Origin of the sequence: Nonomuraea sp. NPDC049269 (assembly GCF_043197155.1) — a bacterium.
In the GTDB taxonomy this organism is placed as follows: Bacteria; Actinomycetota; Actinomycetes; order Streptosporangiales; family Streptosporangiaceae; genus Nonomuraea.
Window position 1 is genome coordinate 609,145 of the sequence record NZ_JBICSO010000004.1, and the last position, 13,124, is coordinate 622,268.

16 protein-coding genes and 1 tRNA gene are annotated in these 13,124 nt (G+C 67.8%); 7 read left to right on the forward strand and 10 right to left on the reverse strand.

The window, feature by feature from the left end:
- Positions 1-117 precede the first annotated feature (117 nt).
- The 3 genes from ACGFNP_RS25680 to ACGFNP_RS25690 are packed head-to-tail and all read right to left on the reverse strand — an operon-like array spanning position 118 to position 886.
- Positions 118-258, reverse strand: a complete 141-nt coding sequence (locus ACGFNP_RS25680; RefSeq protein ID WP_393322942.1) for a hypothetical protein — start codon at positions 256-258, stop codon at positions 118-120.
- Entirely contained in the window at positions 255-581 is a 327-nt protein-coding gene (locus ACGFNP_RS25685; RefSeq protein WP_393322945.1) for a hypothetical protein, read from the reverse strand. Before ACGFNP_RS25685 ends, ACGFNP_RS25680 begins: the two co-directional genes overlap by 4 nt.
- Positions 581-886, reverse strand: coding sequence for a helix-turn-helix domain-containing protein (locus tag ACGFNP_RS25690; RefSeq protein WP_393322948.1), 306 nt, complete (start codon positions 884-886; stop codon positions 581-583). The genes ACGFNP_RS25685 and ACGFNP_RS25690 overlap by 1 nt, the downstream gene beginning before the upstream one ends.
- A gap of 183 nt (positions 887-1,069) precedes the next feature.
- On the opposite strand from ACGFNP_RS25690, the gene ACGFNP_RS25695 reads away from it, so the two are divergent.
- From ACGFNP_RS25695 to ACGFNP_RS25710, 4 genes are all read left to right on the forward strand, one after another.
- Positions 1,070-1,594, forward strand: coding sequence for a hypothetical protein (locus ACGFNP_RS25695; RefSeq protein ID WP_393322951.1), 525 nt, complete (start codon positions 1,070-1,072; stop codon positions 1,592-1,594).
- 173 nt (positions 1,595-1,767) lie between these two features.
- Positions 1,768-2,136, forward strand: a complete 369-nt coding sequence (locus tag ACGFNP_RS25700; RefSeq protein WP_393322955.1) for a hypothetical protein — start codon at positions 1,768-1,770, stop codon at positions 2,134-2,136.
- Positions 2,133-2,912 (forward strand): hypothetical protein, encoded by a 780-nt coding sequence (locus tag ACGFNP_RS25705; RefSeq protein WP_393322958.1) that lies wholly within the window; start codon positions 2,133-2,135, stop codon positions 2,910-2,912. The genes ACGFNP_RS25700 and ACGFNP_RS25705 overlap by 4 nt, the downstream gene beginning before the upstream one ends.
- A 41-nt stretch (positions 2,913-2,953) precedes the next feature.
- Positions 2,954-4,411: a tyrosine-type recombinase/integrase gene (locus ACGFNP_RS25710; RefSeq protein WP_393322961.1), complete on the forward strand. Its 1,458-nt coding sequence runs from the start codon at positions 2,954-2,956 to the stop codon at positions 4,409-4,411.
- Positions 4,412-4,424: 13 nt separating this feature from the next.
- Here ACGFNP_RS25710 and ACGFNP_RS25715 read toward each other — a convergent pair.
- From ACGFNP_RS25715 to ACGFNP_RS25745, 7 genes are all read right to left on the reverse strand, one after another.
- Positions 4,425-4,499 (reverse strand) — tRNA-Val (locus ACGFNP_RS25715).
- A gap of 17 nt (positions 4,500-4,516) precedes the next feature.
- Positions 4,517-5,458, reverse strand: coding sequence for an ROK family protein (locus tag ACGFNP_RS25720; RefSeq protein ID WP_393323652.1), 942 nt, complete (start codon positions 5,456-5,458; stop codon positions 4,517-4,519).
- A 67-nt stretch (positions 5,459-5,525) separates the two neighbouring features.
- Entirely contained in the window at positions 5,526-5,852 is a 327-nt protein-coding gene (locus ACGFNP_RS25725) for a hypothetical protein (protein ID WP_358315478.1), read from the reverse strand.
- An 11-nt stretch (positions 5,853-5,863) separates the two neighbouring features.
- The gene (locus tag ACGFNP_RS25730; RefSeq protein ID WP_393322966.1) at positions 5,864-6,316 is read right to left on the reverse strand and encodes a peroxiredoxin; all 453 of its coding nucleotides are present in this window, start codon (positions 6,314-6,316) and stop codon (positions 5,864-5,866) included.
- Between the two features lie 37 nt (positions 6,317-6,353).
- Entirely contained in the window at positions 6,354-6,782 is a 429-nt protein-coding gene (locus ACGFNP_RS25735; protein ID WP_214635722.1) for a DUF3052 domain-containing protein, read from the reverse strand.
- 117 nt (positions 6,783-6,899) lie between these two features.
- Entirely contained in the window at positions 6,900-7,307 is a 408-nt protein-coding gene (locus tag ACGFNP_RS25740; protein ID WP_358023094.1) for a secondary thiamine-phosphate synthase enzyme YjbQ, read from the reverse strand.
- 9 nt (positions 7,308-7,316) lie between these two features.
- Positions 7,317-7,499 carry a DUF1918 domain-containing protein gene (locus tag ACGFNP_RS25745; RefSeq protein WP_358315485.1) on the reverse strand — a complete coding sequence of 61 codons (183 nt, stop codon included), beginning with the start codon at positions 7,497-7,499 and terminating at the stop codon, positions 7,317-7,319.
- A 338-nt stretch (positions 7,500-7,837) separates the two neighbouring features.
- Between ACGFNP_RS25745 and aceE the strand changes: the two genes are divergently transcribed.
- The 3 genes from aceE to ACGFNP_RS25760 all read left to right on the forward strand — a co-directional run bounded on the left by aceE (position 7,838) and on the right by ACGFNP_RS25760 (position 13,066).
- The gene (gene aceE, locus ACGFNP_RS25750; RefSeq protein ID WP_358315488.1) at positions 7,838-10,636 is read left to right on the forward strand and encodes a pyruvate dehydrogenase (acetyl-transferring), homodimeric type; all 2,799 of its coding nucleotides are present in this window, start codon (positions 7,838-7,840) and stop codon (positions 10,634-10,636) included.
- Positions 10,637-10,801: 165 nt separating this feature from the next.
- Positions 10,802-12,307 carry an alpha/beta hydrolase gene (locus ACGFNP_RS25755; RefSeq protein WP_393322972.1) on the forward strand — a complete coding sequence of 502 codons (1,506 nt, stop codon included), beginning with the start codon at positions 10,802-10,804 and terminating at the stop codon, positions 12,305-12,307.
- A 15-nt stretch (positions 12,308-12,322) separates the two neighbouring features.
- Positions 12,323-13,066, forward strand: coding sequence for a maleylpyruvate isomerase family mycothiol-dependent enzyme (locus tag ACGFNP_RS25760; protein WP_358315494.1), 744 nt, complete (start codon positions 12,323-12,325; stop codon positions 13,064-13,066).
- Positions 13,067-13,124 lie beyond the last annotated feature (58 nt).

A 13,124-nucleotide genomic window follows, 5' to 3' on the forward strand; every position in this document is an offset into this window, starting at 1 on the left:
GATAAGTTGTGCGCGGGATGTCCTCCCGCCGCCCCGGCCGTCGCATGGCCGGGGCAAAGTCATGTCAGGCGGTCTTCGTGGCTGCCGGTCTGCGTGTGGTAGGCGTCGAGCCTCTGGTCAGGCGACACGGTGAGCTCCTACGTACGGAGGGACGGGGGTCATCTCGTCGTCGCGGCGGTCGATCTCGGCCAGCAGCGACACACGCATAGACAGGCCGGTGATCGCGTAGGCGGCGGAGAAGCGCTCCAGGGCTGTCATGCCGTGCCGCTCTTCCGGAAGTTGCGGCTGCGGCTGCGATCGAACACGAGTTCAAGCGGGGCGTCAGAGACAGCGGGGGCCGGGCGCGGTGCCCGAGGCTTCGCGGTTGCCTGCTTGTTGGCCCGCTTCTTGCGCGGGCGCTGGCCGGGCAGCTCGACGCCATCCGTGGCGATCTTGGCGAGCTGCGATTCGGTGAAAACGCGCTTCCGGCCCAGAGGGGTGCACTCGATGTTTCCGGCGCGGACCTGCTGCTTCAGCCAGTAGACGGAGACGACCTGTAGGTGTTCGGCCGCCTGCTTAAAGGTGAAGGTACGTTCCAACATCACGCCGACCTCTGTTGGGGCGCGTCAGCCTCCTCGTACACCTCGCCGATATCGGCGAGTGGTGCGCGGCTGATGGCAGCGACCGGAACGTGGAGCGCTCGGGCGATGCGGTTAAGCATCTGTTCGGACGGCTGCTTCTGCTCCATCTCTAGGTGAGAGATGACCGACTGGGCGCATCCGACCAGTTCAGCTAGTCCATTGACGGTGAGGCCGTCCTTGATTCGGAGGGCCCGGATAGCGGGTCCGTGCTGCGAGACAGTCGCGATTGGAGCCATGTAGAGATTATTGGAGATGATCAGAGTCACAGTCAAGAGCTATCTGTAGTCAAATAGAGTCAGATGAACTTGACTAGAGATCTTCGCCTGTTTCGCCCCTTTGACCTCAGCGATCTCCCGAGCAGCTCCACCCCAAGGCCACCTTCCGACTTGACGATCTCCTACGATCTCCAGCAAAATTCGGAGTGAGTCGTCGATGTTCGGAGTTGAGCCGTGAGCGAGTACCCGGCAGAGGCGTGGGAGCGTTTGAGCCGCTCCTTGAGATCCCGGCGAGCCCGGGTCGATTCGCGCTACAAGAACCGCACCACGTTCTGTGCTGAGACTGGCTTGCATTACAAGCTCGTCCAGGACATCGAGGGCGCACCCGACACGCGCACCAACTTCACCGATGAGTCGTTCGCCTTGGTTGAGGCGGCCTACCGGCTAGCCGACGGCTCCATCCGGAGGAGCCTCGCCGGTGGCGCACTTGAGCCGGCGCCAGACGGCGAATCGGCACAGCGCGCAGGCAGACCAGCCACATACGAGCCGATCGACGATGAGCCGGACTCGCCCATCACGGCCGACCTGGTGAAGCTGTTGCAAGCCGCAAACGATCGGCTGGCAGAGCTGGCCGACAAGTTCGACGAGCAGGGGCGCAAGCTTGACGATCAGGGGCGCAAGCTCGACGATCAGGCGCGGCGCATCGAGGAGATGCAGCGCGATCAGCAGGAGAACGGGTCGCGACGCAAGGGCGCGTGAACGCTCACTACGCGGATAAATGACGCCAATCGGACACACTGTGTAACAGAACGGTCACATGGCCAATTAGGGGCTAGACCGAATCCGAATACAGGCGTGATATGAGAACCCCGGCAGACCCACGCACAAGGGAACGAAACAACCGGCCCACCCTCAGGAGGCGGCTGGACGTGATGTCCCGAACCACCAGCAGCGCACACAACCACGACGACGGCAACGGGAACGAGGCCGAAACCCCCCACAGTCTGATCAACAACGCCGTTCGGCTCTCGAAGACAACCTGGAGGGACCGCGCGAACATGCGCGCCCTGCTCAACTGCGTCGATCACATCGCCGAGCAGCTCGACGACCCTGCCGCCCCTCCTCGCAACTTTGTCGAGGGACTCCGTCGACCCGCAAGGGCGCGACGGCGAACGGTCCGAGTCGTCATAGACGGTAAGACGGTGCCCGTGATGCTCGTCCCTCAAGGCAAGGCCGACCCGCAGAGGGAAGCCTATTTATGGGGCTACATCTGCAACCTCGTCCGCGAGGGCACCGCATGATGGGCCGGCACAACATCGAGCCCATCCCGAGCCACGGCAACCTGCCGCCAGAGATCGCCGCCATCGCCCTGCCGCAAGGAGAAGGGCGGCCTCCACTCGTCATCCTCAACGCCGCCGACAAGAATCCCCGCGCCACATTCAGTCTCTTCCGCCCGGACCTGTACGTGTGGGCAGCACTCGGATGGCTGGCCGAACGAGTCATCCAGTGGGGACGCGAGCACCAGATCGCGGGGGCGGCGATCTCCGCCGTCGCTGCGGGTTCGGTCGGCGTTGTTGGCGCGAACGCAGTGCTGGACGGCTTCGGCACACCAGCTGCTCGGCCGGCACCGGCAACTGTCACGATCGTGGCCACAGCCACGCTGCCGCAGGCCACCTTCACCGTGACACCCGAACGTGAACTAGTGACGGTCGCCCCCGCGCTCAAGACGTCATCGCCTCCGGTGCTTCCCGCAAGGCCAAGGAAGACGCAGGCGTCAGAGAGTCCCACTGAGCTCGGCCAGCCCAGCCCGACGAGCAAACCCACCCGGGAACCGGCCGAGGAGCCGACGACGCGGACGAGGACCCGAAGGCCGGAGCCGACGTCCAGCCCCACAGCGCAAGACGAACTGCCGTCGACTGCCGCCGCGCCTCCGTCCACGACATCACCGCCAAGGACGCAGGAGTCGGCTCAGCCGTCCGCGAACGCGGAGCAGGCAGCCGAGCCGGCCACGCCGCAGAGGGAGTGCAGGATCGAAGTGGGCGTCGATCCCGTGCTGGATATTTGCGTGTTCGGCTAGCGTGGAACCAGCGACCCCCAACGACCCTCATGGAGGTCCCCATGGCATCCGCCGAAAAACGGGGCGAGTTCTGGCGTGCACGCTTCATCCAAGCCGACGGCAGCAAGGGCAACGCGATCCGCGGCGACGACGGTCGCCGTTTCACCACCAAGACCGCGGCCCTGAAGTATGCCGAAGCGCAGGAAGCCGACATTCGGCGCGACATGTGGCGCGACCCCAAGTCGGGCGACATCACGCTCGGCGAGTGGATGCGCCGCTGGCTGCCCGCCCAACACCTGGAGGAGACGACGATCTCCGGGTACCGGTGGCACATCCAGGTGCACATTGGGCCAGACCTCGGCAATCTCCCTCTCCGGCTGCTGGATGCTCTGGCGATCAATGCGTGGGAGTTGAGTCTTCACCGGCATTGGAGCGTCTCGTCTGCGGCGTCAGCCAGGACGCTGCTGCACACGATGCTGTCGGACGCGGTCGGGGCTGGCCTGCTTAAGGCCAACCCCGCAGTCCGGCAGCGCAACCGCGGCAAGAAGAGCGGCCGAACGAAGACGCGCGGCGCGAAGCGCGTGTGGGCGACGCCGCTCGAAGTCCTCCTCCTTGGCGAGCGGCTCTCGCTCCTGTCAGGGCGCCCGGACGAACTCATCCACGCGCTCACGCTCGCCTACACCGGCATGCGGTGGGCCGAGTTGTGGGGCCTGCAATGCCGATACTTCCTGCTGTCGTCCATCCAGGTCGAGTGGCAGGTGTACGAGCACAATGGCCAGTGGAGGAAGAAGCCGCCGAAGGACGACTCGAACCGGTCCATCGTCATCCCGCCTTTCCTGTCGGATCTGCTCTCGCGGCAGATGCAGGGCGGCTCAGGCCAGTGCAATTGCTCGGGGCCGCGGGGCTGCGGTGGCGGCCGGTACATGTTCCTGACGGAGGACGGCGGGCACGAGAGGCGCTCGAACTACGCGCGGCGCCGCTTCCGGCCGGCGGCGGATGGCTGGCATCCGGGGTCGGAGGATCGGCCGGGCTACCCGGTGCTCGCTGATGTGGCGGACGCGCCGTGGCCGGGCGTGGTGCGCCGGTCGTGGCCGGCGGCCGAGGCGGGGGTGGAGTTCGCTCCGCCGCGGCGTCGCGGATTCTGGCGCTACGACATCGAGCAACATCATCTGGTGTCGTGGCTGCCGGTCAAGCGCGGCCTGACGCCGCATGGGGAGCGGCACGGGCACAAGGTGTGGCTGGATGAGTTGGGCGTTCCGCTGGTGGCGACGGAGGAACGGCTCGGCCATGAGTTGCCGGGGATCGTCGGGACGTACTCGCACACGTCGCCCGCGATGCTCAAGCAGATCACGGACGGGCTACAGAAACTGTGGGAGGAGAGTCTCGTGGAGCGGGCGAAGATCGGGGATGGGCGTTCTCCGGTGCCACTTCTGGATGAGCTTCTGGAGCCAGCAAGGAAGATCGTTTCCGAAGATCGTCCCCATTTCGTCCCCAAACCCGTTTCCGCGATCTACGGATGAGGACTGTTTTACCTGGTGGGCGGTACTGGTATCGAACCAGTGACCCCTCGCTTGTAAGGCGAGTGCTCTACCGCTGAGCTAACCGCCCCTGATCGGCACTACACCTTACGACACCAACGGCTCCGATCGCACATCCATCACCCACCCGGGCCCCAGGTCCTCCCGCCCCGCCGCTCGCCACCCCAGCAAGGCCGCGCCCAGCATGCCGGCGTCGACGCCCAGGGCGGCGGGAAGGAGGGGTGGGGCGTCGCGGAAGGCGAGGCGTTTGACGAGGCGGGTGCGGACGGGGTCGAAGAGGGCGGGGCCCGCCTCGGCCAGGCCGCCGCCCAGGACGATCATGGACGGGTCCAGGAGCAGCGTGTACGTGGCCAGGGCCAGCGAGAGGGCCTCTACCGCCTCGTCCCACACCTCCACGGCCAGGGGGTCGTCCGAGGAGACGACCTGTTCGGCGCGGACGTCCTCGATGCCGGAGCGGAGGCTGTAGCGTCTGCCGACCGAGGCCGCCGACGCGTACGTCTCCAGGCAGCCGAGCTGGCCGCACGCGCACTGCTCGCCGTCCGGGAAGACCGGGATGTGGCCGATCTCGCCGCCCCAGCCGGAGGAGCCGCCGTACGGCTGACCGTGGACGATCATGGCGCCGGCGATGCCCGTGCCGATGGGCAGGAAGAGGAAGTCGGGCACGCCACGGCCGGCGCCGAGGACGCTTTCCGCCAGACCGCCGGTGCGTACGTCGTGACCGAGCATGACCGGCACGTCGAGGGAGGTGAAGTCGGAGGCCGGTACGTCACGCCAGCCGAGGTTCGCCGCGTAGACGGCCGTGTCCTCGGACACCAGCCCCGGCACGGCCAGGCCGACGCCTGCCGGGATGCCGTCGCCGGAGGCGGCCAGGTGGCTGATGAACTCCCGGATGGCGGCCACGACGGCTTCCGGGCCCTCGGTGCGTGGGGTGGGGCAACGCTCGCTCAGGAGTACCGCGCCGGACTCGCTGACCAGGCCGCCCTTCATGGACGTGCCACCGACGTCGAGCGCCACCACGAACGAACTCATTGCAGACACGCAGCAGACGATAGCGCAGCTCAGCAAATGTCCGGAAAGCTGCGACGATCACCCCGGGTCAGGCCCGGCCGAGCACCCGGTTCAGCGCCGCCTCGACCTCGGCCGACAGTCCGGGCGGAGCGCCCGAACCCGCCATCGCCTCCGACCCCACGAACGCGTCCGCGCGTGCCTGCCGTACGGATCCGCAGGCTCTGCACTCCACCTCGCCCAGACGGCAGATCAGCGTCGTGGACCCGCAGGTGGCGCAGGCCTCGAGGTCGAGGTCGTGCAGCCGTTGACAGTCCGGGCAGATGAGCACCTGGGTCTCACGGCGAACCCCCCGCTTCCACGGGCTGGCGCCACGGACGGGGTCCGTCTGCCGGGCCCCGCAGCGGTAGCAGGGCATCGTTTCCTCCGTTAAGAAATGTCGGCGAGTGCCTTGATGTAGTCGGCCACGTCACGCGCTTGGCCGGCCGGATTGACCACCGACCACCGGATCACGCCCGCGCCGTCGATGATGAAGGTCCCCCGACGAGAAATCCCCTTCTCGTCATCGAACACACCGTACGCCCGCGCGACCTGTCCATGTGGCCAGAAATCGGAGAGCAGCGGAAATTCGTAACCCTCCCGATCCGACCAGGCACGATGCGTGAACATGGAGTCGACCGAGACGGTGAGAAGCTGCGCGTCGGCATGGAAATAACGCAGTGCCGACAGCTCCTGATGGCATACGCCGCTGAAGGCAAGCGGATAGAAGACCAGCACGACCTTCCTCCCCCGGAAGTCTGACAGCTTCACCGGAGTGCCGTGCTGGTCCCGCAGTTCGAAGTCTGGAGCAAGGGCGCCGACCTCGGCAGGACGTTCGTTCACACACGCCATCCTGCCGCACGGCAGGCGCTCAGGCTCCCTAGCGTCGGCCCTTCGGCGAGACCAGTCTGGTCCCGGACCAATCAGGCGCGGCGGAGATGCTGCTGGTCTGCGAGAGACCCGCGGTAGCGGCATCCTCCCCGATGTCGCTCGGCTCCACATGGCCGTCGCGCCCGGCCTTGGGAGTCAGCAGCCAGATCTGGCCGGCTTCGGCGAGAGCTCGCATGGCGTTGGTGAGGACGTCGAAGAGGTCCCCGTCGCCGTCGCGCCACCACAGCAGCACCACGTCGACGACGTCATCGGTCTCCTCATCCAGCAACTCGTTACCGGTCAGGTCCTCGATGGAGTCGCGAAGCTCGTCGTCGACGTCCTCGTCCCAACCGATCTCCTGCACCACCTGACCCGGCTTGAGGCCGAGCCGTTCGGCCAGGCCGCGCTCACTTTGCGCCTGACCCGCGGTCGCGCTCACGTTTATCCCTCCTGCTTGAGTGGCCCCGCATATGCGGTTTATCGCTTCGGGACAGTCCACACGCTGTGACCCTTAGTCGTCAACGGTCGCCACGGGTACGGCCGCAGACAGCCTGAATCAATCCGACAAAAACGACAGGCGTACCTGGCGTTGCGGGTTGTCGACGTTGAGGTCGACGAGTGCGATGGACTGCCAGGTGCCCAGCGCCAGCCGCCCGCCGAGCACGGGGATGGTCGCGTACGGCGGGATGAGCGCGGGCATGACGTGTGACCTGCCATGACCGGGCGACCCGTGGGCGTGACGCCACCTGTCGTCGGCCGGTAGCAGGTCGCGCAGGGCGGCGACGAGATCGTCATCGCTGCCCGACCCCAGTTCGATCAGTGCCACCCCGGCGGTCGCGTGCGGGACGAAGACGTGCAGCAGCCCGTCTTCCCCCAGAGCCCGCACGAAGTCCGCGCATTCCGAGGTGATGTCGTGCACCGTCTCCCGCGAGCCCGTGGCCACGGAGATGATCTGAGATCTCACACACGAATCCTACTTAGGTACGACGACCGCATCGGGGCCGGGAAACACCAGGCCCGTGTGCCCATCGTCGAACCGCACAATGTACGGGGGCCCGCCGTCGGATCCCTTGACCTCGATGATGACCCCGTTGCGGTCCCGCTCACCGACGGTGTTGCCGTGCACCAGAAGCCGATCGCCTATCGTCGCGTTCATACCTCCAGACTCGTACGCGGACGCCCGTACGGAAAGAGGCATATCCGCCTCCCTCTGAAGGCGGAGGGAGAATCATGACCGAACCGTTACAGTGCGTCCTCGCGCCCCCGCCCGATCGCGCCCGCGCGAGTGACGCCATCCCCCTCCGGGGACACTCTCAGGACCTGCATGGTGAAATTTCGTAGCTTTTCCGTACTTGTTAAATTGGCCGCCCCCTGTAACCTTGGCCCGGGATTCGTCCTACCATCGGTGGTCTAGGCCACCAATCGTGACCCTGCCAGCAGGGACACCCTGGTTACCCGCCAGTAGAGATGCACTTTCTACGGCAAGCGACCAGGATGGAAGGCGACCCAGACCAGACATCAGTCATCCTCGGAAGGCGAGACCCAGTGGCTTCCGGACGCCAGCGATTTTCGATCATCAGCGATGGCCTACCCAGCCAACTACCTGATGTCGACCCCAGTGAGACCAACGAGTGGCTCGAGTCCCTCGACAATGTGGTCAAGACGGAGGGCCGCAGCAGGGCCCGCTACCTCATGCTCCGCATGCTGGAGCGGGCTCGTGAGCACCAGGTCGGCGTGCCGGGCCTGCGCAGCACCGACTACATCAACACGATCCCGCCGGAGCGCGAGCCCTGGTTCCCCGGCGACGAGCACGTCGAGCGGCGGATCCGCGCCTACATCCGCTGGAACGCCGCGATCATGGTGTCCCGCGCCAACGCGCGCACCAATGTCGGCGGCCACATAGCCACCTACGCCTCGGCCGCGTCCCTGTACGAGGTGGGCTTCAACCACTTCTTCCGCGGCAAGGACCACGGCGAGTCGGGCGACCAGGTCTTCTTCCAGGGCCACGCCGCGCCGGGCATCTACGCCCGCGCCTACCTGGAGGGCCGCCTCAACGAGGCGCAGCTCGACGCGTTCCGGCAGGAGCTGTCGCACGGCTTCCACGGCCTGCCCTCCTACCCGCACCCGCGGCTCATGCCCGATTTCTGGGAGTTCCCGACCGTCTCGATGGGCCTGGGGCCGATCGGGGCGATCTACCAGGCGCGGTTCAACCGCTACCTGCTCAACCGCCAGCTCAAGGACACCAGCCGCAGCCACGTGTGGGCGTTCCTGGGCGACGGCGAGATGGACGAGCCCGAGTCGCTCGGCGCGATCGGCCTGGCGGCCCGCGAGGAGCTCGACAACCTCACGTTCGTCATCAACTGCAACCTGCAGCGGCTCGACGGCCCGGTACGCGGCAACGGCAAGATCATCCAGGAGCTGGAGTCCTACTTCCGCGGCGCCGGCTGGAACGTCATCAAGGTCGTCTGGGGCCGCGACTGGGACCCGCTGCTGGCGGCCGACGTCGACGGCGTGCTGGTCAACCAGATGAACACCACGCCCGACGGCCAGTTCCAGACCTACTCCGTGGAGTCCGGCGGCTACATCCGCGACAACTTCTTCGGCGGCGACCCGCGCCTGCGCAAGATGGTCGAGCACCTGTCCGACGACGACATCCGCAAGCTGTCGCGCGGCGGCCACGACTACCGCAAGGTCTACGCGGCGTTCAAGGCGGCCCGCGAGCACGTCGGCCAGCCGACGGTGATCCTGGCCCAGACCATCAAGGGCTGGACGCTCGGCAAGGACTTCGAGGCGCGCAACGCCACCCACCAGATGAAGAAGCTCACCAAGGCCGAGCTGAAGGAGTTCCGCGACCGGCTCTACCTGCCGATCCCCGACTCCGCGCTCGAAGGCGAGCTGCCCCCGTACTTCCACCCGGGCGACAACGACCCCGAGATCGAGTACATGAAGGAGCGGCGCGCGGCCATGGGCGGCATGCTGCCCAAGCGCGTCACGCGCGCCAAGCCGGTCAAGCTGCCCGCTGACAACGTCTACGAGCAGTTCGGCAAGGGATCGGGCAAGCAGCAGGTGGCCACCACGATGGCCTTCGTCCGCCTGCTGAAGGACCTGATGCGCGACAAGGAGATCGGCCACCGGTTCGTGCCGATCATCCCCGACGAGGCCCGTACGTTCGGCCTCGACGCGATGTTCCCGACGGCGAAGATCTACTCTCCGCACGGCCAGACGTACGAGGCCGTCGACCGGGAGCTGCTGCTGTCGTACAAGGAGCACACCCAGGGCCAGATCCTGCACGAGGGCATCACCGAGTCGGGCTCGATGGCCTCGGCGATCGCGGCGGGCACGGCCTACGCCACGCACGGCGAGCACATGATCCCGATCTACATCTTCTACTCGATGTTCGGCTGGCAGCGCACCGGCGACCAGATGTGGCAGATGGCCGACCAGATGGGCCGCGGCTTCCTGCTCGGCGCGACGGCCGGCCGCACCACGCTCAACGGCGAGGGCCTGCAGCACGAGGACGGCCACACCCCGCTGATCGCCTCGACGAACCCGGCCGCGGTCTCCTACGACCCGTCGTGGGCCTTCGAGGTCGCGCACATCGTCAAGGACGGCCTGCGCCGGATGTACGGCGAGGAGCAGGAGAACGTCTTCTACTATCTGACGATCTACAACGAGCCCTACACGCAGCCTCCGCAGCCCGCGGACCTCGACGTGCAGGGCCTGCTCAAGGGCCTCTACCGGTTCGCCGAGGCGCCTCAGACGCAGGGGCCGAAGGCCAACATCCTGTCGTCGGGCGTAGCGGGGCCGTGGGCCGTCGAGGCCCAGCGGCTGCTGGCCGAGGAATGGGGCGTGTCGGCCGACGTGTGGTCGGCGACCTCCTGGACCGAGCTGCGCCGCGACGCCCTGGAGTGCGAGGAGCACAACCTGCTCAACCCGGACGCCGAGCCGCGCGTCCCGTACGTCACCCAGGCCCTCTCGCAGGCCAGCGGCCCGTTCGTGGGCGTCAGCGACTACATGAAGGCCGTGCAGGACCAGATCGCGCAGTGGGTGCCGGGTGACTGGTCCTCGCTGGGCACCGACGGGTTCGGCCTGTCCGACACCCGGTCCGCACTGCGCCGCCACTTCCACGTCGACGCCGCCTCGATCACGCTGGCCGTGCTGACCAGCCTGGTCAAGCGTGGCGAGCTCGACGGCGAGGTGCTGCGCGAGGCGATCGCCCGCTACCACCTCAAGAACGGCGTGACCGAGGCCGGTGGCGCGGAGAGCAACGACACCCAGTCGATGGGCGTCTGAGCACGCCACGACGGACGACGACGCCCTCGCGGAAGATCTTCCGCGAGGGCGTCGCCCTTTCGGGCCGACACGCTGGGGAGGGGTTACGTGCCACCTCGCTCCGTTGGTACGGACTCGCGTATTGTGGGGAAAACTTCCCCCTGAGAGTCCGAGGGGGAGATGGAAATGCGACGCGTCCTAGCCGCTGTCACGCTTGCCACAACGGCGGCCGCCTGCATGAGCGCACCGGCGAAACCGGCCGTCGACGGGGATGTCGGCGCCGCCCAGCAGATCGCCTGGGGGCCGTGCACGGACATCAAGCGGCCCAACGGACAGAAGCCGGCCAGGCAGGACACCTCCGTGCGTTGCGGGAAACTGGCCGTGCCCCTCGACTACGCAGACCCCGATGGCGACAAGATCGAGATCGCGCTCATCAAGCTCCCCGCCACCGACCAGAGCAAGCGGCTGGGCTCACTGGTGTTCAACTTCGGCGGTCCGGGCGGCTCCGGCGTCGACACGCTCGACCAGGCCGCCAAGTCGCTGACCAGCCTGCGTACCCGCTATGACCTGGTCAGCTTCGACCCGCGCGGCGTCGAGCGGAGCTCGGGGGTGCGGTGCGGCGATGGCAAGGAAATGGATGAGTTCATGGCCCTCGACACGCTGCCCGACACCGAGCAGACCCGCGAGGAGGGCGACGCGGCCAACAAGAAGTTCGCCGACCTCTGCGAGAAGAACTCCGGCAAGATCCTGCCGTACGTCGGCACGGTCAACACCGCCCGCGACATGGACCGGCTGCGCGCCGCGGTGGGCGACGCGAAGCTCAACTACTTCGGCATGTCGTACGGCACGCAGCTCGGCGGGGTCTACGCCACCGAGTTCCCCAAGAAGGTCGGCCGTACGGTGCTCGACGCCCCGCTCGACCCCACGGTCACCTTCGAGCAGCGCACGCTGGCCCAGACCCGCGGCTTCCAGCAGGCGTACGAGAGCTTCCTGAAGGACTGCGTCAAGGGCGGCAGCTGTGAGGTCGGCAACGACGTGGCGACGGCCAGCGCGAACGTCGATCAGCTGATGAACCGGCTCGCCGCCAAGCCGATCAAGGTCGGCGATCGGGACCTCACCCAGGGTCTGGCCTCCACCGGCGTCGCCGCCGCCCTCTACTCACAGTTCGCCTGGCCGTTCCTGGGCAACGCGCTCGGCGCGGCGCTCAAGGGCCAGGGGCAGGCGCTGCTCTACCTGGCCGACTCCTACAGCGGCAGGTCGCCGAACGGCGCGTACTCCACGCAGATGACCAGCTTCCCGGCGATCACCTGCGCCGACACCGCCGAACGGCCCGACGAGGCCACGCTGCGGCGCACCGAGGACGCGGCCGTGAAGCTGTCGCCGCTGTTCGGCAGCGAGGGCGCGGGCGGGCTGTGCAGCGTCTGGCCGGTCAAGGGCAGCGACGAGGCCAGGCACGTCGACGCGACGGGCTCGGGGCCGATCGTGGTGGTGGGCGGCAAGGGCGACCCGGCCACGCCGTACGAGTGGGCGCCCAAGCTGACCGCGCAGCTCAAGACGGCCACGCTGGTCACGTACGAGGGCGAGGGGCACGGCTCGTACCTGTCGGGCAACAAGTGCGTCAAGCGGTTCGTCGACTCCTACCTGCTGGCCGGAAAGGTGCCCGAGAAGGGCGCCTCCTGCAAGGCGGTCTGACCTAGGCTCGGTCGTGTGACGGACTATCGCCCGCAGGTGGAGAGCGAGACCGCCCGGCTGGCCGAGCTGACCAGCGGCGCCGATCCCGCTACTCCGGTGCCGCCCTGCCCCGGCTGGACCCTGGCGGACCTGATCACGCACGTCGGCTCCCTGCACCGGTGGGTGGTGCACATCGTGGAGACGCGGCGGCAGGAGCCGATCTGGCCCCGTCAGGTGCCCAACGGCCTGGCCGAGGGAGAGCGCGGCGATCCCGCCTGGCTGGTGGCGGGCGCGCGGGAGCTGGTCGCCACGCTGCGCGCGACGGACCCGGACACGCCGGTCTGGACCTGGGGCGGCGACCGGCGCGCGGGCTGGTGGGCCCGGCGGATGCTGTTCGAGCTGGTCGTCCACCGCTGTGACGCCGAGCTCGCGGCCGGCCTGGCGCCCGTCGTCGCCGCGCCGGTCGCGATCGACGGGATCGAGGAGTTGCTGGACTCCCTGCCGCACGCCTCCTGGGTCACCAAGCGGCTGGCGGAGCTCGGCGCGGAGGGGGCCACGATCCACCTCCACGCCGGCGACGCCGACGGCGAATGGACCCTCACCCAGGGCCCGGCGGGCCGGATCACCTGGGCGCGGGGCCACGCGAAGGGCGACGTCGCCGTCCAAGCCCCGGTGAGCGACCTGCTGCTCATGTTGTACGGCAGGCGCTCCCCCGACGGGCTGACCGTCCACGGCGACCGCGCCCTCCTGGACCGCTGGCTGACGGCCGCCTCGCTATGACACGGTGAGGCCCTGGACACGCCGCCACTCGGCGGTCGGCAGCGGGTCCAGGGCGGGT